This window comes from Mesorhizobium sp. M1142, assembly GCF_040318565.1.
In the GTDB taxonomy this organism is placed as follows: Bacteria; Pseudomonadota; Alphaproteobacteria; order Rhizobiales; family Rhizobiaceae; genus Mesorhizobium.
In genome coordinates, this window is sequence record NZ_JAMYMK010000017.1 from 120,124 (window position 1) to 135,930 (window position 15,807).

Consider the following 15,807-nt stretch of genomic DNA (forward strand, 5'->3'; position numbering starts at 1 on the left):
GAGGCCGCCATGAAGTTCGTCAATCCGCGCAATGCGCCCGTATCGAGCGAGCGCATACCATACTGGAACGAGAACCGCGCGGCTGGTCTGACCGGTGCCATCCCGCCGGCCGATGTCTTCAACGATCCGCAGGACGAGATCCTGAAGGTGATCGTCGAAGCCGGCCTCACCCCCGATCCCGCGGACAAGACGCAGCTCTGGCAGGCTCTGCAGGCGCTGATCGCCGACATCGTTGCGGGCGGCACGCCGTCGATCGAGGTGCCGCCCGGCTCGGTCTCGATGTTTGCTGCCGCGACGGCGCCGACCGGCTGGCTGAAATGCAATGGCCAGGCGGTCAACCGCGCGACCTATGCCGATCTGTTCGCGGCGATCGGCACCAGCTGGGGCGTCGGCGATGCGGTCTCCACCTTCAACGTGCCCGACTTCCGCGGCGAATTCCTGCGCGGCTTCGACGACGGCCGCGGCATCGACACCGGACGCGTCTTCGGCAGCTTTCAGGATTACGCCACGGCGCGGCCGCAGACGGACGATGTCGCGCGCGTCAATGGCGATGGGTCGCTTGGAACGCTTCGGCAAGCCGGCAATGCGACACCATCGACCAACCCGTCTGAGGTCGGCTTTGCCCGCGTCGCCAAGACGGGCGAGCGCAACGTTAACGATGGCTGGGATCCGGGCGGCGGCGGCAACCCCTATGTGGACATCGTCAATGTGACGACAGGCGATGCCGAAACGCGGCCGCGCAACCGGGCGGTGCTTTACATAATCAAGACCTGATTGCCTCACGGGCCGCATCCTCGCCTTTTCGGCTGGCCCCTTTCTCCTTCACCGGATTGTAAATCATGGCCGCACCCGACCTGTTTGGGATACTCGATGTCGTCAAGAAACTGACGCCGCCGGCGGGCATGGGCACCGCCCATGTCGATGGCTTCTCCTGGGCGCGCAACGGCCTGTCCTATGGCGATTCGACCAAGCTGACCGCCGACGACTGGAACCGCATCATCGCCAATTTGCGCGTCGTGCTGATCGCCTCCGGGGTCAATCTTTCAACCCTCGACCCGGCCGACCCGGCGCTGCTGAAGACCGTGCTGGAGCTCTATCTGGGTGCGGCGGTCACCGACATCCTGTCCGGCGTCGATGTCGGCGGCTACGGCATGATGGCCAAGGCCATCTATGACGCCAACAATGACGGGCTGATCGATATCGACCACGGCGGCACCGGCGCGTCGAGCCTGATCGATGCCGCCGATAATCTGTCGGCCATGTCGACCGACATCGCCAGCGCGGCGACCACCGATCTCGGCGATGCCACGGGCATCAATGTCCGCATCACCGGCACGGACGCTATCTCTTCCTTCGGCTCGGCGCCGGCCGGCGCCATCCGCCGCCTGACTTTTGCCGCGGCGCTGACGCTGACCCATAACGCCACCAGCCTGATCCTGCCCGGCGGTTCCAACATCGTCACCGCGGCCGGCGACACCGCGTCGGTGCAATCGCTCGGCTCCGGCAACTGGCGGCTGCTGCGCTTCACGCGCGTCGACGGGGCTTCGGTCAGCAGCACCATCATTCTCAAGCAGAGCGCCAACCCGCTGCCGACCGCCGAAGGCGATGTCCAGTGGGACACGGACGACAATGTATTGGTCGTCGGCGACAGCGCTGGCCAGAAGCTGTTCCTGCCGGCGCCGGCCGGCCTGGTGGCGGGCGACCTGCTTTATGCGACGGGGCCGAAGGTTCTGGCGCGCGTGCCCAAGGGCGCGGCGCGGCGCACGCTGCGCATGAATGCCGCGGCGACCGCACCGGAATATGGCGGCGGCAACGGCCTGCCCGATGCCGTGCTGGAGGACCAGAAGGCCTCCGGCGTCGGCGGCGGCACATCGGCGCCCGGCAATGGCGCATGGGCCATCCACGCGCTCAACACCAAGGTACGCGATCCCTACAATCTGATGGCGTTGGCCAGCAACATCTTCACGCCGGCGGCCGATGGCTGGGTCGAATGGCAGGTCTCCGCCTATGCCATCCCGATCAATGTTCGTCTCTACGATGTGACGGCCGGCGCAGAGGTCGCGACTGGCATCGGCGGTGTCGGCAACAACTCGCCGAACACCGGCACCATGGCGGTCGGCGGAGCGCTGGTCATCGGCGGTCATGCCTACCGCCTCGAATATCGGACCACAGCCACCCAGGCTGATGGCCTCGGCCTCGCCTTCGGCGTCGGCTCTATCGAGCACTACGCCCGCCTGAAATATTGGGGAGACTAGATGAGCATTTTCGTCCTCGTCGAAAACGGAATCGTCGTTCAGTCCGACCGAACGGGCGCCGCGCCGGAAGGCTTTATCGAAGCCGATGATGCGGTATGCCCCGGCTTCCTGTTCGATGGCGAAGTGTTCACCGCGCCCGTACCGGTGCCGGTCATTCCGGACCGGGTATCCGCGCGACAGTTCAAGCTGCAGCTGCTGGCCGCCGGCCTGCTCACCGATGTCGAAGCCTGGATTGCAACGCAAGGCCCAGCCGTCCAGATCGCCTACGAAAACAGCGGCAGCTTCGTCCGCACCGATCCGACGATGCAGGCCGGCTTTGCCGCGCTCGGCTTTTCGGGCGCGCAGGTTGATGCCTTCTTCACAGCGGCATCGGTTCTCTGAAATCATGGCAAAATATGTTTTTCCCGATGTCGAGCCGATCCGGCCTGGCTACGATTTCCAGATGCGCCTGCAGTTCCCGCAGGATCTGTGGGATGCGCAAGAGATGGCGACCGGCCGGCTGGTGGCGCAGTTCCGCGCCGCCGTGCCCGGCCCGGTGCTGTTCGAAGCCGACACGCTTGATCTGACGATCCAGCGCGAGGCGCCGCGCACGCTGGCCTTCTTCCTGTCGGAGGAAGCGACCAAGCCTTTCGTCGCCTCGACCATCGTCGTGTTCGATATCGCCCGCTTCGACGGCGACGACAGCCGCATGGTGCTCGACAAAGTGATCTGGCCAGTTCTGACAACGGTGACCCGCGATGTCGTATGACGCGATCCTCGAAATCCCAAATGTCGTCGTCGTCTCCGGCCCGGCTGGCCAATCCTTCCTGCCGGTCGACGATGCCGCCGAGCTGGTCGCCGATTTTGGCCGCGACGGCGACCGCGCTATCATTCGCGCCAATGGCGACGAGTGGCTGAAGACGGCCGGTGCGTGGGCCGCGACCGGCGAAAATTTCTGGGGCACGCTGCTGGCGCAGGGCGCCGCACAGGTCGACCAGGCGCGCCAGGCGGCCGAGCAGGCGCAAACCATCGCCGACGAGTTCGGCGACCTCGAGACCGGCGTGACGCTGGCGCAGGCGGCCGCAGAATCGGCTGCGCAGGATGCCGGCCAGACAGCGGCCGATCGTGCGCAGACCAGCGCCGACCGTACGCAAACCGGCCTCGATCGTGCGGCGACCGGCACTGACGCCGGCCTGACCGCGGCCGATCGCATCGCCACCGCCGCCGACCGCGCGCAAACCACGCTCGATCGCGCGGCGACCGGCGCCGATGCAAGCCAGACTGCCGCCGATCGCATCGCGACAGGGCTCGACAGGACGGCGACGGGCGCCGATGCCGGTCAGACTGCAGCCGATCGGCTGGCGACGGGCGCCGATGCGGCAGCCGCCGGACTGTCTGCGACACAGGCTGCGGCCGCAGTTGGTGGAGTGATCTACGATACTACCGCCGCAGGCATCGCCGCGACCGTCAACGGCCAGTTCTTCATCGTCAAGGGCGACGGAACCACGACCTACGCGCTGATGTACAAGAACGTCGCGACAGTCGCGACGCTGATTGCCAGCTATCCAAGCAAGGCAATGTTTGATGCGATCTTCCCTTCAACCTACGACACTTTCGAAGCAGACCTCTCCGGCTGGCAGACCGCTTGTATCGATGTCAACGAGCGGATTTTCGGCGGCGTAAAGCATGACGGCTCGGCAAGCAACATGCTGCCTCTATCGGTGCCATGGCTTGGCGTGGATGGCAATGTGTCGGCGGGCGGCACTGTCGCCGGCTTGGCGCTGGAAGGTGCGACCATCACTGTCACCGGGGCCGGCGTTCAATACGTGTTCGGGGAGCCGGACCTGACCGGCTTCTATGCTGCCGCGACGGATGCAAACGGGCTGGTCCTGTCGGCAACGCTGCTGGATGGTCGCACGGTGACCTATATCGCCGTGCAGTCGCCGCCAGCGCCGGCCGCCGCCAATTCGCAAGCTGCTGACATCGGGGCGACGAAGGCCGTTTACACGCTCGAAAACGGCAGCAACATCGATGTGTATGCTGAGGATCAAACGAGCCGAATTGTCACCAAAATCACGGCCGGTGGGCGCAACACCAGGCCGACACTCAACGATGCCGAAAGCCTTGTTTTCTTCTCGGATGAAAGCGATGGCGCGATCAAGTTTGCGCCAGTCGGGGGCGGCCCTGCATACCGGGCTCTGGCTGACAGGCGCTGCGTTTGCTGGGGCGACAGCCTGACCGCTGGCCTTGAGGATGTCAGCGGCGGCGCCGGCACAAGTTTCATCTACACCAACAACTATCCCGACAAGCTCGCCGCCTTGCTCGGCCGCACGGTGATCAATCGCGGCAAGAGTTCGTTAAGCGCCAAGCAGGTTGCCGTCTATCAAGGCGGCGTCATCACCACGGTGACGGCCAGCGGCAACACCATCCCTGCGTCGGGCGCAGTCAACGTGACGCTCGATGATGACGGCAAGCTGTCCCAGTACACCAACATCGTGCTCACCGGCACGTTGGCGGGCGTCTATGGCACTTTGTCGCGTGCCGTGCAGGCGGGGCAGGTGAGCTTCACAAGAGCCGCCGCCGGGGCATCCACACCCTGTCCGCCGGGCACCACCTTCATTGTCGACCCGACGGGCGGTGGCGCGATTGGCAGCAGCCCAACGAACCTGCCGCTCGACCAGATGACAAACATCATTTGGGTTGGCCGCAATGGCATCACGGTGCCGGCCGAAAACCGGGCGTCCGTCATCGCCATGGTCGCTCACCTCAAGAACTGGAAGTCTCGCTACCTCGTTCTTTCCGTGCCCCCGGGCAGTGGTGACCGCAATACCTCCGGCGCAAACAAGATCGCCTACGATCAGATCATCGCGCTCAATGCCGGCTATGCGGCAGATCATGGCAATTTCTACGTGGACCTGATCGGGCCGTTGCAGGCAGCCAATGACGGCTCTGCGCAGGATCTTACCGACGTGGCGAATGGCATCGTGCCTGCATCCCTGCGTTCCGATGCCATCCACTTCAACAATGCCGGCTACACGATTGCCGACAACACCATCTACGCAAAAATGGTCGCGCTCGGCTGGGCGCAATAGGAGCATCGAATGACCTTCGTTCAAAAATACTCCGCTTTCGACGCTGTCGCCGCTGCCGCTGCTGGCGGAAACGCTGACGCGATTGCGGCCGCTGCCAAGCTGCGTCTGTTGCGGCGCGACCGGACCATCTCAAATCGGACTGTCGGGCTTTTCGACTTCAAGTCGGCTTACTGTACGAAGAACGGAGAAGCCCTGAGCGTCGGCAAGCAGTTCAGGAATTTGGTTGATGGCGCGGCCGTGGCAACAATCGGCGGCACCGGCGGCATGTCCTATGTGACGAACGGAGCCGGCCAGATTGTCGGCATCCGTTTCCAGAATGGGTCTGGGTACATAGACCTGCCGGACGCCTTCAAGCTCGTGGGCGCTACTGCGGATTTCCTTTTCACAGTGTGGCTCAAGTTCAACGCTCTGCCGACTGGCGGGAATACACGGTCTATAGCAGGATGGGGTGATTTGCTCGGCACTCGCGCTTACACCCTTGAAGTTCGCTCAACCAACCTTCTCGGCATGGTCGTTGACAGCTCAAGCTATCGGAACTTGATCAGCCCGCCAGTCGTCGGGGACCTTCATCAGGTTGCGATCCGCTACACGCGCGGCGTCGGCAATGTTGTCACCGAGCCGTGGTACAAGGATGGTGTTCTGGTCGCGACCAACACCGGCTTTACCGATAGTGGCGGAGCGCTTAACCAGCCGGCCGTCCAGCCGCGCATAGGCAATCTTCCGAACTTCGCCAACGGGTCGGGCGGAATGGATTTCACGGTTTACCGTGTTGCTCTCGAGAATCTGGATGTTACGCCAGACCGATACAATCCGAACGGCACAGAAAAGGGGCTGCTCGGCATCAGCAATGAGTGGGTGGCTTATTCTGGCCGGTTCTCGTGAGCCCCAGAGAAGCGGTTCGCGCAAACGGTAGCGCCTTTTTTGACCGGCCATCCCAGCAGGGTCTTTTGTGCCACCGGCTTAGTCGTACTCGGGGAAATTCTCTGCCTGTACTTGAGCATTTACGACGCGGCAAAGGTCCAGAACGGTCGCCTTTAGCTCAAGGAAATCGCTGGCTGCTTCGGCTTTCTTGAGCAGGTTACCCATTACCCGCGCGCGGCGTGTGGTGGTGGCTACTTCTTCGTCAGTCAGTGGCATTGCGAACCCCCCAATTAAAACCCAAGCATGCATTACTCCATCTTTTCGCGTCACGCTAGATCACGCGAAAGTGATCGGCTATGCCAACACCGAAGCCGTCAGGAAGGCGCGGATTTCACCGTCTACCGCGCCGAGCTGGAAAATCTGGATGGAAAAAAACACCAGACCGATACAACCCCAATGGCACCGAAAAGGGGCTGCTTGGCATCCAGGGTGAATGGGTGGCCTATTCCGGTCCGGTTCTCGTGATCATTGCCTAGTTCGGCAGGCGTAGTGCGTTCCGAATGACGTCGGCCTCGTTGAGGTTGCCAACTCTTCAGAACTTCTCAACGGCCGTCAATCAACCTCAGCAGGCCATGGTCGGCTGTGCGGATTTCTCCGCCCCTCTGCGCAGCATTGGCTCGAAAGTCAGCGCTGTGTGAAGCCCACGGGCCGCTAAGAATTATGAGGTCTCTGCGAGGTTCTTCGGCCGTCGGTCGGGCATCTCCTTAGGGCCAAGATACCTAAAATCCGAAACCGCACAACCTGCCCGCGAGGGCGGAAAGGACTCCCCATGTTCGACGCTTCGACGCTGCATGCGATCGAGGGCCTTGCCGCTCGCCTCAAATGCTCGCCGGCCGCCCTGCAGGCTGTCGCCGAGGTCGAGAGCAACGGCCAGGTCTTTGCCATGGTCAAGGGCAAGCAGGAGCCGCTGATCCGCTTCGAGGGGCACTATTTCGATGCCCGGCTCAATGCCGCGAACCGCGCCGTCGCCCGCGCGCAGGGGCTTGCCAGCCCGGTTGCCGGCAAGGTGAAAAACCCGGCATCGCAGGCGGCCCGCTGGATGCTCTTGGCGCGCGCGGCCAAAATTGACCGGCAGGCGGCGCTCGAATCGATCTCGATCGGACTCGGCCAGGTGATGACGGCGCATTGGCAAAAGCTCGGCTTCGCCGGCGTCGACGACATGATCAAGCTCGCCCGCAGCGGTGCCGCCGGCCAGATCGACATCATGGCCCGCTTCATCGACAAGTTCGGCCTCGCCGACGAGCTGCGCCGGCTGGATTTTGCCGCTTTCGCTCGCGGCTACAATGGCCCAGCCTACAAGAAGCATGGCTATCATTTGAAGATGGCGGCGGCCTATCGGCGCCTCAGCGGCTCCCCGCCTGTCTCGGCGTCGACCGGCATGCTGCGCATGGGCTCGACCGGCGCCAGGGTGCGCGACCTGCAGACGCTGCTGGCGCGCGCCGGCTACGCCGTCAACGTCGATGGCGACTATGGCCCGTCGACCCGCGATGCGGTGCGCGATTTCCAGAAAGCGCAGAAGGTCACGGCCGACGGCGTCGCCGGGCCGGAGACCTTCCGCCGCCTCGAGGCATGGAAACAGAGCGCTGCCGAGCAGCCGGGCGAACAGCTGGTCAGCCAGGTGCCGGAGGTCAAGAAGGCCACCAAGGGCGGCGGCGTGTTGGTGCTGATCATCGCCGCGCGCGACCAGGTCGCCGAGACGGCAAGCTACCTGACCGGCATCGAGGCCGACACGGCGCAGACCGTCGCCAACGCGCTGCTCGCCGGCTCCAGCCTGCTCGGCCTTGGCCTTGCCGCCTACGCGGTGTGGGGCTGGTTCAAGAGCCGCCGCACCGACGAGGGCGACATCGATATCGCCGCCGATGCCGCGGCGCCTGACGCGGTGCTGGCGTGATGGGTGAGGTCAAGACGGAGCCGGTCACGGGCAGACTGGTAGCGGATATCGACGCAGACGGCACGCAACCTGGCGATTTCGAGCTATCGGGCGATCCGGTCGGGGGTCTCTGGTATAATTGTCCCTGCGGTTGCGGCTCGCAGGGTTTCCTCGCCATCAGACCAGCTACTTCGCCTTCATGGGATTGGGACGGAAATCGGGTTTCGCCGACGCTGACGCCGTCAGTTCATCACGTCGGTCATTGGCATGGTTTCCTAACCGGCGGCGTCTGGAGGTCGTGCTGATGACTTGGATCATAACGCTTGTCGCAGGCATGCTCGGCGTCAACCGGCAGCTGGCCGGCATCATCGCCATCGGCGTCACCATCGTCGTCGCCTCGGGCGCGGCATGGGGCGTCTATGCCTACGTCAAGCACAAGGGCGCGGAGGAAGTCCGCCAAAAGATCGAAAGGGAAAACCATGATGCGATCGACAAGGGTCTGGATGCTCGCATGTCTTTTGACGACTGTGTTGCTGCTGGCGGGGTGTGGGACTTCCGGCGTCAGCGGTGTTCCGGCGCTTCGCTCGGCCCTCGGTAACAGCTTGGCCGGTGCCCAGGGCAAGACGGTCGAGGATCAGAACAGGATCGATCGGACGATGGCGCCGGGCTGCGCCATCGGCCTCTACAAGCCCGGCGAATGCGATCGCCACTCAAAGGCGAGCGGTGCGCGCCGCGCCGAACTGAAATCCTGATTGGGCGGGAGAACCGATGCCGGAAACAGATCCGCTGGCGTTGCCGCAGCGTTGGCGGGAGCTCGACAAGCGCACCATCGAAATGGTGGCGCGATGGAACGAGGAAGAGCGCGAACGTATCATCCAGATCAGTCATTTGTCGAAGAAGCAGATGGACCGGCTGGACCAGTTCCTGAAGCTGCCGGACGACAAGTGGGAGGCAGGCTTCCGGATCGTCACCCGCTCGGTGATCTTCAACAAGACGCTGCGTTCGGCGCCCAAATTCGTGCTTGGGCTTGCCGCCGTGCTGGTGGCGCTGAACCAGCTCTGGGCGCTGCTGGCGCCCTATCTGAGGTCGATCAAATGAGGGCCAGATGATGGTGCTGGAACGAACGCGCGCCTTCGACTGGCGCTCGGCGCTGGTCGCGTCCCCCTTTGCCGTGCTGTTGGCATGGCTGGTCACCATCCTGATCGATCGCGAGCCGCCGATCGTCTTCGAGACGGCGAGCGTCCTGACGCCGCAGGTGCCGCAGGGCGGCGTGCTCGACGTCCAGTACACGGTGATCCAGAACCGCATCTGCGCGGCGACCGTCGAGCGCTACGTCACCGATTCGGATGGCACCGTGCATGTGCCGTCGACCTACACGGTCGGCCGCCGGCCGCTGATCGACGGCTATCCGCCGGAGGGCCGCGAGACCTATCAGCGCTCGATCACCATCCCGCTGGCCACGTCGCTCGGCCGGGCGCATTACGAGGCGCGCTTCACCTACACCTGCAATGTCCTGCAGAAGCTCGCCTTCCCAATCGAGGTGACGGCACCGACGGTCTATTTCGACATCGTGCCGGCGCCCGCGACGCTGACGCCGCTGACCCCGGAAGCGCCGTAGCAATCCGCGCCCGGCGGCTCCGGGCAACCCCCACTCATGGAGATGAAGAGATGGGCATTCGTGCAAAAATGCGACTGGAGAACGTGTTCGCTCAGGCTTGGGGCGGCGCGAAAGCGATCTTCCGGTGCGAGTACGATCAGAAGGTCGCCGAGGATCTTTCGTTCCAGAAGGCGACACCGTCGGGTCATGCCGAGTTCCAGATCGACAACCCGAAGGCGGCTGAGCAACTTGTGATCGGCAAGAGCTACTACGTCGACTTCTCGCCGGTCGACTGACCCTCCGATCTGGTCCCAAAAATCAACATAGCCCGCCGTGCCGAAAGGTGCGGCGGGCTTTTTGCGTTCATGGAACCGAAACGTTCAAAGTTTATTGAATCGGGTCTGTTGCGTGGAGTTTGTATGGGCGAAAGGCTGGCGTTCATCCCTCCGATGATCCCGAAGCTGGTCGCCAAACCGCCCGAGGGTGAGAACTGGATTCATGAGATCAAGCTCGACGGCTACCGCGCCCAGGTCGTCATCAATGGCCCGGGCGACATCCGTGTCTTCACCAAATCCGGTGCCGACTGGACGAGCAAATTCAAGGGCGTCGCCGAAGCCGCGCGGGAGCTTGAGGTTGAGAACGCCATCATCGAGGGCGAGGCGGTCGTCCCCAACAAAGCCGGGCTGCCCGATTTCAACGCGCTCCAGAAAGCCGTCCACAGCGATCCCTATGCCATGTACCTCGGCGCTTTCGACATCATGCATCTTGACGGCCACGACCTGCGCGACATCGGCTGCAAAGCGCGCCGGGAAATGCTCTACAGCATCATCAAGCCGAACAGCCGGATCCAGTTCAGCGAGGCCATACCCGGTGACGCCAAGTCGATCTTCTACCTGGCCGATCAGGCCGGACTCGAGGGCGTCGTATCAAAACGCGCCGACAGCAAATATCGCAGCGGCCCGACGTCGAACTGGCTGAAGACAAAGAGCTGGACCATCGACGAATTCGAACTGCTCGGCGTCGAGCGCGAGCCGGGCAAGGCGGCATTCGCGTTGCTGGCTGATCCCGGCACCGGCAAATATCTCGGTACCGCCTTCATCACCTTGGGCCGCGACATGAAAGATAGGCTGTTGAAGCGCGTCCGGGAGCACGCCGGCCCGCCGCCAGAGGCCATGAAGAAGCGGCCGGCGACGCAGTGGGTCAAGCCTGGCGTAAAGCTGCGCGTCAAGCATCTCCGTGGCGATCACAGCCACATACGCCATGCCTCGCTGCTCGGTTTTGGCGATGAGGAATAGCAGTCAACCGGCGAACAGTTCCTTGTAGCCGGTCGTCACCATCCAGTTCGCCCGGTCGATATGGCTGCGAACAGCCTTGCGAGCGCGGACCGGTTCAAGAACGGGGTCGATGCCAAGAATGAGCTTGGCCATCTCCTCTTGGCTGGCATTGTCAGCGCAGGCGTCCAGGATCCGCATGTAGATGGTGAAATTCTCTTTGTCGTAACCCGTGATGGTGTCGGACCACGGAACTTCCTCAAAGATTCCAGGCTTCATAACGAACATGCCCTTTCGGGTTGCTCCATGCGCGCACCGGCTGGGGAGGCCGTCGCGCTCGCTGGGGATGCTTCCATCACCCGATGATGGCGCCTACTTGGCAATCGTCAAGAGCCAGCGCTATATCGACCGGATGGCGAAAGGCTGGACACTACAATCATTGATGGATGACAAGATGCGGCTCATCGCGTTTTGCCACAATTCGCGATGCCACCATAATCAGCCGCTCAATCTAGAGAAGCTGAAGGCGAAGCTTGGTCCGGATGCGCCAGCGATGGCTGATGATCTCATTCCGAAGCTGAGGTGTGCGAAGTGCGGCGGCAAAGCCGTCGGCCTGACCTATACACCGGAGAACACTAAAGTCTCCGGCATGGGCCATCGCATTGACTAGACCGCGCCCAGAAACCGCCCAGATACGGGGCCTAAGATGTCGGAAGTCGGCAGGGCGGCACTATCCACGAGTGACACGCCTCCTGATCCCGACGGCAGAATTTGACACGGCCAAAGGCAGCAGTGACACGGCGCATTGATTTCATTGTATTTCTAGGAGCCTTCCAAGCTGAATATGCGGGTTCGATTCCCGCTACCCGCTCCAGATTTTCCCCAAGGCCACGGCGCACCTCGCGCACGATCCCGAAGCAGGCAGCGCCAAGCGAAGCGCGTTGCCGATAGTTCAGAGCGTTCAATGCGCGTCCAGAAGGACGCGCATCTTAATCTGTGTTTTACGCATATCGTTGTCCCGAACCGCAGGCGGCGTTGGGCGACAGGCGTCAGCTCGCGAATTTGCTGAAAATGGACGCGAGCTGGTTCTGCTGCGGCACTTGCCCGTTCGGCGTCAGCTGGTCGACAAGTCCCGGCAAGGCCGCGGACAATTGCTGGAGCAATTCCTGCTGATTCAGGCCCGTCCTTTGCGCGATCTCCTGAATGATTTGCGGCCCGAGAGCGCTGCCCAGATCGTTGGGGTTGATCGGCTGGTTCTGACCGGTGCCGACCCACGAATTGGCGACGTTGCCGTGGCCGGCATCCTTCAGTTTGTCGAGCAGTCCGCCCAGACCGCCGAGCAGTCCGCCATCGGCGGATGCGGTTGTATCAGGCGGGACGGGGGCAGGGCTCTGCGCCGCCTCCGGCTGGGCGGAACTTCCACCGCTCAGCATTTTTCCCACCAAAAGTGCGCCGAGCGCGATCATCAGCGGCTTGGCGACGTTGCCGCCGGGAACGGCATTGTCAAACAGTCCCATTGTGGATCTCCATGTCAAATTGCCCGTCCGTCTCCAACAATGACGCATCCATGGCGAATTTCAAGCCGGTTTGAGCTTTCCGTAATCATGATTTTCAAGTTGGCTTGAGCTTTGCTTAATAATGTGGAAGTAATCGGGTGCGGGGAACAGAGAGGAAAAATGTCAATATTAAGCTGGATTATTCTCGGCGTCATCGCCGGCTTCATAGGCAGCAAGATCGTCAATAAAAGCGGGCAAGGCCTGGTGCTCGACATCGTGCTCGGGATTGTCGGCGCCATCGTCGGCGGGCTCATCTTCAGCGCCTTTGGCGCGTCGGGCGTTACCGGGCTCAACATCTATAGCCTGATCGTCGCCGTGGTCGGTGCCGTGGTTGTCCTGTGGGCCTATCATCAGTTCAGCGGCAAGAGGGCACTGTAGAAGCCGTCCGGCAGTTGCGTCGGCATTCGGGTGAATGCCGACCCCCTATCTGATCCTTTTGAGGATTTCGCGGATCAGCGTGTTGAGGCCGGCTTCCAGCCCTCTCACCATGATCGGCCATAATTCCTCGAGCAGTCGCTGCCATGCGGCATCGCGCCCAATCCTCACCGGCAGATTTGGCATCGCGCCCATTGCCGCCGTCACGTCGCGGCGCAGCCGCTCGCCACAGGCGCTTGCGCCGCTGATCGTCGGATCGAAGGGCAGCCGGGTGAAATCCCATTTTCCGCGCTGCTCGATGCCGAGATTGCTCTCGACTTCGGCATGCGACAGCACCGTTTTGGGCGTGACCTTGATGCGGTAGTATTTGCAGAGTTCGGCGACAACCGCGGTCATCGCGTCCCACTGCGCCCTGGTCATCGGATAGCCGCCGGCATCGAACGGCCTTTCCTCCGCCCCGGCCATGCAGCAGAGCGAAACCCCGATCGAGCCGCCGTTGCAGTTGAGCGTGTGCGCGGCATATCCCGGTTTTACCCGGCCCGAATTGAGCGCGATCGAAGGCCGGCCCCTGACCAGGCGGCCATTCCCCTCGACCAGTATGTGATACGCATCCCTGTCGGTATCGCCGGCCGAATGCGAGCCGGCCGTCCAGTGGCAAATGACGCGCTTCATCGCAACATTGGGCAACCAGTCGGGCGGCAATGCCACAGAAATCCCCGCGACATAAGTTCAGTGACGGAGCACAGTATAGTTTCCTTGGCGGCCCACGCGAAAACGAAACGATAATTTGGTTGAGCGTTTTCTAACGGTCAGCTATTCGCCGGCATCTCCGGCGACCGCGTGTTCTCTGTATTGCGGCAGATCGTCGGTGATCGTGAACCACTTCGCCTTCGAGCCGACGAAGATGTGCTGCATCGGCCGGATGGTCGGCTCGTCGACGAGGGTTCCCATGGCGACATGCACGAAGGCACCGTCGCGGACCACCGAATAGAGCAACGAGCCGCAGGTCTTGCAGTGCGCGTCATGGCCGGTTTCATCGCCGAAGATCGTGAGATTGTCCTCGCCCTTGGTCAGGCTCAGCCTGTCGCGCTCGATGCCGGCGAATGGCTTGAACGCCGAGCCGGTGGTGCGCCGGCAGTTCGAGCAGTGGCAGTTCGCGGCGTAGACGAACCCGTCTGCCACCGCGTACTGAACGGCGCCGCACAGACACTTTCCGATAAGCCTGCGGTTGCGTGAATTCTGGTTGTCATCCGGGCTTGCCACGCGCTCCTCCTATTGTGCAGGCCGATTTCAGTTTCAAGCGACGACGGTCAACCGGCGCTTGCGCTCGTCGAGCGAGACGATGGTCAACCCGCTGGCGACCACCAGCAGGATGCCGCAGATGGCCAGCGCATTCGGGAGTTGCCGGAATACCACCACGCCTGAAATCACCGCCCAGACGGTAAAGCAATAGTAGAACGGCGCCACCACGCTGGTCGGCCCGACGCGATAGGCCATGAAGATGAAGAAGTGGCCGAAGATCAGGAACAGTCCGGCGCCGCCCATCAGCAGCAGGTGACGGATTTCAGGCACCACCCACTGCTCGGAAACCAGATGCGCAATGCCGGCGCCCGCGAGCACGACAATCACCGCGGAAATAGCTACAACCATTCCCGGCACGTCGGCGGCGACCTTGCGTCCGGCCAGATCGCGCGCCGCGGACAGGGCGGCATTGCCTAGCGCCAGCAGGGCATAGACCGAAATCCCCTGCATTGTCGGTTGTGCCACCATCACTGCGCCGATAAAGCCGAGCCCGATCAGCGCCAGGCGCAGCCCACCGATCCGTTCGCCAAACAGCATCGAGGAGCCGACCAGCATCAGCAAGGGCGTGATCTGCCCGAGCGCGGTCGAATCGGCGATCTGCATGTTGGCGAGCGCCACCACGTAGCAAAGGATCGCACCCAGTTCGAGCATGTTCCTGCGCAAAACCTTGGCGTCGAGGATCAGCCGGATCTGCTTGCCATAGCCCAGCATGAACAGCAGCGGAATGCCCCACAATGTTGCCGCAGCGCCGCGCAGGAACAGCACCTCATAGGGCGGCAGTCCCGCGGTTGCGAGCTTCATCATCGTGTCGTTGACGATGTAGGACCCGGTCGAAACGACCATGAACAGCGGGCCTCGTATGGCAGTCGGGATGAAATGCATCGGCCCACGAAATCAGACCGGCGCCAGGGCGGCAATGGGCCAGATCCGGCTGTAAATCCGTCAAAGCCGTCAGCCGCCGCCACAACCATTCCAATTGCCCTTGTTCGTTCCTATATCCGCGCCACATTCTCCGAAACCGGATCACGCGTTCGGGCGGGCGAGCGCGCTCGGCGACAAGGCACTTGTGTTTTTCGGCCTTAGTCGCTAATCGCCCCGCATTCGACTGAACTGAAGGTCCAGGCCGTCCCCAGGCCGTCCAAGGAAAGAGACTATGGCAAAAGGTAAATTCGAGCGCACTAAGCCTCATGTGAACATTGGCACGATTGGTCACGTCGACCATGGCAAGACGTCGCTGACGGCGGCGATCACCAAGTATTTTGGCGAATACAAGCGCTATGACCAGATCGATGCGGCGCCCGAAGAGAAGGCGCGCGGCATCACCATCTCGACGGCGCACGTCGAATACGAGACCGCCAACCGCCACTACGCCCATGTCGACTGCCCCGGCCACGCTGACTATGTGAAGAACATGATCACCGGTGCCGCGCAGATGGACGGCGCGATCCTGGTGGTGTCGGCCGCCGACGGCCCGATGCCGCAGACGCGCGAGCACATCCTGCTCGCCCGCCAGGTCGGCGTGCCCTCGATCGTGGTGTTCTTGAACAAGGTCGACCAGGTCGACGACGCCGAGCTGCTCGAGCTGGTCG

The 15,807-nt window shown here is 62.6% G+C and carries 23 protein-coding genes; 17 read left to right on the forward strand and 6 right to left on the reverse strand.

What is annotated here, in order from left to right:
• The first annotated feature begins 9 nt into the window (after positions 1-9).
• The 6 genes from NKH42_RS24310 (at position 10) to NKH42_RS24335 (ending at position 6,208) form a co-directional block, all read left to right on the forward strand.
• Positions 10-774, forward strand: a complete 765-nt coding sequence (locus NKH42_RS24310; RefSeq protein ID WP_352974580.1) for a phage tail protein — start codon at positions 10-12, stop codon at positions 772-774.
• A gap of 65 nt (positions 775-839) precedes the next feature.
• The gene (locus tag NKH42_RS24315; protein WP_352898119.1) at positions 840-2,255 is read left to right on the forward strand and encodes a hypothetical protein; all 1,416 of its coding nucleotides are present in this window, start codon (positions 840-842) and stop codon (positions 2,253-2,255) included.
• Complete coding sequence (locus NKH42_RS24320; protein WP_352898117.1) at positions 2,256-2,636, forward strand: hypothetical protein; 381 nt, start codon at positions 2,256-2,258, stop codon at positions 2,634-2,636.
• 4 nt (positions 2,637-2,640) lie between these two features.
• The gene (locus tag NKH42_RS24325) at positions 2,641-3,003 is read left to right on the forward strand and encodes a hypothetical protein (protein WP_352974582.1); all 363 of its coding nucleotides are present in this window, start codon (positions 2,641-2,643) and stop codon (positions 3,001-3,003) included.
• A complete protein-coding gene (locus NKH42_RS24330) occupies positions 2,993-5,326 on the forward strand; it encodes a hypothetical protein (protein WP_352974584.1) in 2,334 nt (777 codons plus the stop codon). Before NKH42_RS24325 ends, NKH42_RS24330 begins: the two co-directional genes overlap by 11 nt.
• Positions 5,327-5,335: 9 nt before the next feature.
• The gene (locus tag NKH42_RS24335) at positions 5,336-6,208 is read left to right on the forward strand and encodes a hypothetical protein (protein WP_352974586.1); all 873 of its coding nucleotides are present in this window, start codon (positions 5,336-5,338) and stop codon (positions 6,206-6,208) included.
• 78 nt (positions 6,209-6,286) lie between these two features.
• Here the strand turns inward: NKH42_RS24335 and NKH42_RS24340 are convergent, their stop codons facing one another.
• A complete protein-coding gene (locus tag NKH42_RS24340; RefSeq protein ID WP_352974589.1) occupies positions 6,287-6,463 on the reverse strand; it encodes a hypothetical protein in 177 nt (58 codons plus the stop codon).
• A gap of 553 nt (positions 6,464-7,016) precedes the next feature.
• Here NKH42_RS24340 and NKH42_RS24345 point away from each other — a divergent pair.
• The 8 genes from NKH42_RS24345 to NKH42_RS24380 all read left to right on the forward strand — a co-directional run bounded on the left by NKH42_RS24345 (position 7,017) and on the right by NKH42_RS24380 (position 11,009).
• Positions 7,017-8,138 (forward strand): N-acetylmuramidase domain-containing protein, encoded by a 1,122-nt coding sequence (locus NKH42_RS24345; RefSeq protein ID WP_352974592.1) that lies wholly within the window; start codon positions 7,017-7,019, stop codon positions 8,136-8,138.
• On the forward strand, positions 8,138-8,422 hold the full coding sequence (locus NKH42_RS24350) for a ubiquitination-like system serine protease family protein (RefSeq protein WP_352974595.1): 285 nt from the start codon (positions 8,138-8,140) through the stop codon (positions 8,420-8,422). Before NKH42_RS24345 ends, NKH42_RS24350 begins: the two co-directional genes overlap by 1 nt.
• Positions 8,422-8,715 (forward strand): hypothetical protein, encoded by a 294-nt coding sequence (locus tag NKH42_RS24355; protein ID WP_352974597.1) that lies wholly within the window; start codon positions 8,422-8,424, stop codon positions 8,713-8,715. The genes NKH42_RS24350 and NKH42_RS24355 overlap by 1 nt, the downstream gene beginning before the upstream one ends.
• A gap of 4 nt (positions 8,716-8,719) precedes the next feature.
• A complete protein-coding gene (locus tag NKH42_RS24360) occupies positions 8,720-8,869 on the forward strand; it encodes a hypothetical protein (protein ID WP_352974600.1) in 150 nt (49 codons plus the stop codon).
• 16 nt (positions 8,870-8,885) lie between these two features.
• Positions 8,886-9,215 carry a hypothetical protein gene (locus tag NKH42_RS24365; protein WP_352777507.1) on the forward strand — a complete coding sequence of 110 codons (330 nt, stop codon included), beginning with the start codon at positions 8,886-8,888 and terminating at the stop codon, positions 9,213-9,215.
• Positions 9,216-9,222: 7 nt separating this feature from the next.
• Positions 9,223-9,735 carry a hypothetical protein gene (locus NKH42_RS24370; protein ID WP_352974603.1) on the forward strand — a complete coding sequence of 171 codons (513 nt, stop codon included), beginning with the start codon at positions 9,223-9,225 and terminating at the stop codon, positions 9,733-9,735.
• 50 nt (positions 9,736-9,785) lie between these two features.
• Positions 9,786-10,010, forward strand: coding sequence for a hypothetical protein (locus tag NKH42_RS24375; protein ID WP_031211179.1), 225 nt, complete (start codon positions 9,786-9,788; stop codon positions 10,008-10,010).
• Positions 10,011-10,133: 123 nt separating this feature from the next.
• The gene (locus tag NKH42_RS24380; protein WP_352974606.1) at positions 10,134-11,009 is read left to right on the forward strand and encodes an ATP-dependent DNA ligase; all 876 of its coding nucleotides are present in this window, start codon (positions 10,134-10,136) and stop codon (positions 11,007-11,009) included.
• A gap of 3 nt (positions 11,010-11,012) precedes the next feature.
• Here NKH42_RS24380 and NKH42_RS24385 read toward each other — a convergent pair whose 3' ends face one another.
• Entirely contained in the window at positions 11,013-11,264 is a 252-nt protein-coding gene (locus NKH42_RS24385) for a DNA -binding domain-containing protein (RefSeq protein WP_352777499.1), read from the reverse strand.
• A 97-nt stretch (positions 11,265-11,361) separates the two neighbouring features.
• On the opposite strand from NKH42_RS24385, the gene NKH42_RS24390 reads away from it, so the two are divergent.
• Positions 11,362-11,655, forward strand: coding sequence for a hypothetical protein (locus tag NKH42_RS24390; RefSeq protein ID WP_352974608.1), 294 nt, complete (start codon positions 11,362-11,364; stop codon positions 11,653-11,655).
• A gap of 379 nt (positions 11,656-12,034) precedes the next feature.
• Here the strand turns inward: NKH42_RS24390 and NKH42_RS24395 are convergent, their stop codons facing one another.
• Positions 12,035-12,502, reverse strand: coding sequence for a YidB family protein (locus NKH42_RS24395; RefSeq protein ID WP_352689936.1), 468 nt, complete (start codon positions 12,500-12,502; stop codon positions 12,035-12,037).
• Between the two features lie 159 nt (positions 12,503-12,661).
• Between NKH42_RS24395 and NKH42_RS24400 the strand changes: the two genes are divergently transcribed.
• On the forward strand, positions 12,662-12,919 hold the full coding sequence (locus tag NKH42_RS24400) for a GlsB/YeaQ/YmgE family stress response membrane protein (RefSeq protein ID WP_023717513.1): 258 nt from the start codon (positions 12,662-12,664) through the stop codon (positions 12,917-12,919).
• Positions 12,920-12,964: 45 nt separating this feature from the next.
• Here NKH42_RS24400 and NKH42_RS24405 read toward each other — a convergent pair whose 3' ends face one another.
• The 3 genes from NKH42_RS24405 to NKH42_RS24415 form a co-directional block, all read right to left on the reverse strand.
• The gene (locus NKH42_RS24405) at positions 12,965-13,624 is read right to left on the reverse strand and encodes a peptidoglycan recognition protein family protein (protein WP_352509813.1); all 660 of its coding nucleotides are present in this window, start codon (positions 13,622-13,624) and stop codon (positions 12,965-12,967) included.
• 105 nt (positions 13,625-13,729) lie between these two features.
• Complete coding sequence (locus NKH42_RS24410; protein ID WP_352509812.1) at positions 13,730-14,179, reverse strand: GFA family protein; 450 nt, start codon at positions 14,177-14,179, stop codon at positions 13,730-13,732.
• A 33-nt stretch (positions 14,180-14,212) separates the two neighbouring features.
• The gene (locus NKH42_RS24415) at positions 14,213-15,100 is read right to left on the reverse strand and encodes a DMT family transporter (protein WP_352974610.1); all 888 of its coding nucleotides are present in this window, start codon (positions 15,098-15,100) and stop codon (positions 14,213-14,215) included.
• Positions 15,101-15,371: 271 nt separating this feature from the next.
• On the opposite strand from NKH42_RS24415, the gene NKH42_RS24420 reads away from it, so the two are divergent.
• Positions 15,372-15,807 (forward strand): GTP-binding protein (locus NKH42_RS24420; protein WP_292106490.1); only part of this gene is annotated, 436 nt, incomplete at its 3' end.

Bases quoted from the DNA above. Each gene is read 5' to 3' on its own strand.
- NKH42_RS24385 (WP_352777499.1), bottom strand. From the start codon at position 11,264: ATGAAGCCTGGAATCTTTGAGGAAGTTCCGTGGTCCGACACCATCACG.
- NKH42_RS24320 (WP_352898117.1), top strand. From the start codon at position 2,256: ATGAGCATTTTCGTCCTCGTCGAAAACGGAATCGTCGTTCAGTCCGAC.
- NKH42_RS24340 (WP_352974589.1), bottom strand. From the start codon at position 6,463: ATGCCACTGACTGACGAAGAAGTAGCCACCACCACACGCCGCGCGCGG.
- NKH42_RS24370 (WP_352974603.1), top strand. From the start codon at position 9,223: ATGATGGTGCTGGAACGAACGCGCGCCTTCGACTGGCGCTCGGCGCTG.
- NKH42_RS24415 (WP_352974610.1), bottom strand. From the start codon at position 15,100: ATGCATTTCATCCCGACTGCCATACGAGGCCCGCTGTTCATGGTCGTT.
- NKH42_RS24355 (WP_352974597.1), top strand. From the start codon at position 8,422: ATGACTTGGATCATAACGCTTGTCGCAGGCATGCTCGGCGTCAACCGG.
- NKH42_RS24375 (WP_031211179.1), top strand. From the start codon at position 9,786: ATGGGCATTCGTGCAAAAATGCGACTGGAGAACGTGTTCGCTCAGGCT.
- NKH42_RS24400 (WP_023717513.1), top strand. From the start codon at position 12,662: ATGTCAATATTAAGCTGGATTATTCTCGGCGTCATCGCCGGCTTCATA.
- NKH42_RS24380 (WP_352974606.1), top strand. From the start codon at position 10,134: ATGGGCGAAAGGCTGGCGTTCATCCCTCCGATGATCCCGAAGCTGGTC.
- NKH42_RS24335 (WP_352974586.1), top strand. From the start codon at position 5,336: ATGACCTTCGTTCAAAAATACTCCGCTTTCGACGCTGTCGCCGCTGCC.
- NKH42_RS24315 (WP_352898119.1), top strand. From the start codon at position 840: ATGGCCGCACCCGACCTGTTTGGGATACTCGATGTCGTCAAGAAACTG.
- NKH42_RS24350 (WP_352974595.1), top strand. From the start codon at position 8,138: ATGGGTGAGGTCAAGACGGAGCCGGTCACGGGCAGACTGGTAGCGGAT.
- NKH42_RS24310 (WP_352974580.1), top strand. From the start codon at position 10: ATGAAGTTCGTCAATCCGCGCAATGCGCCCGTATCGAGCGAGCGCATA.
- NKH42_RS24325 (WP_352974582.1), top strand. From the start codon at position 2,641: ATGGCAAAATATGTTTTTCCCGATGTCGAGCCGATCCGGCCTGGCTAC.
- NKH42_RS24365 (WP_352777507.1), top strand. From the start codon at position 8,886: ATGCCGGAAACAGATCCGCTGGCGTTGCCGCAGCGTTGGCGGGAGCTC.
- NKH42_RS24330 (WP_352974584.1), top strand. From the start codon at position 2,993: ATGTCGTATGACGCGATCCTCGAAATCCCAAATGTCGTCGTCGTCTCC.
- NKH42_RS24345 (WP_352974592.1), top strand. From the start codon at position 7,017: ATGTTCGACGCTTCGACGCTGCATGCGATCGAGGGCCTTGCCGCTCGC.
- NKH42_RS24395 (WP_352689936.1), bottom strand. From the start codon at position 12,502: ATGGGACTGTTTGACAATGCCGTTCCCGGCGGCAACGTCGCCAAGCCG.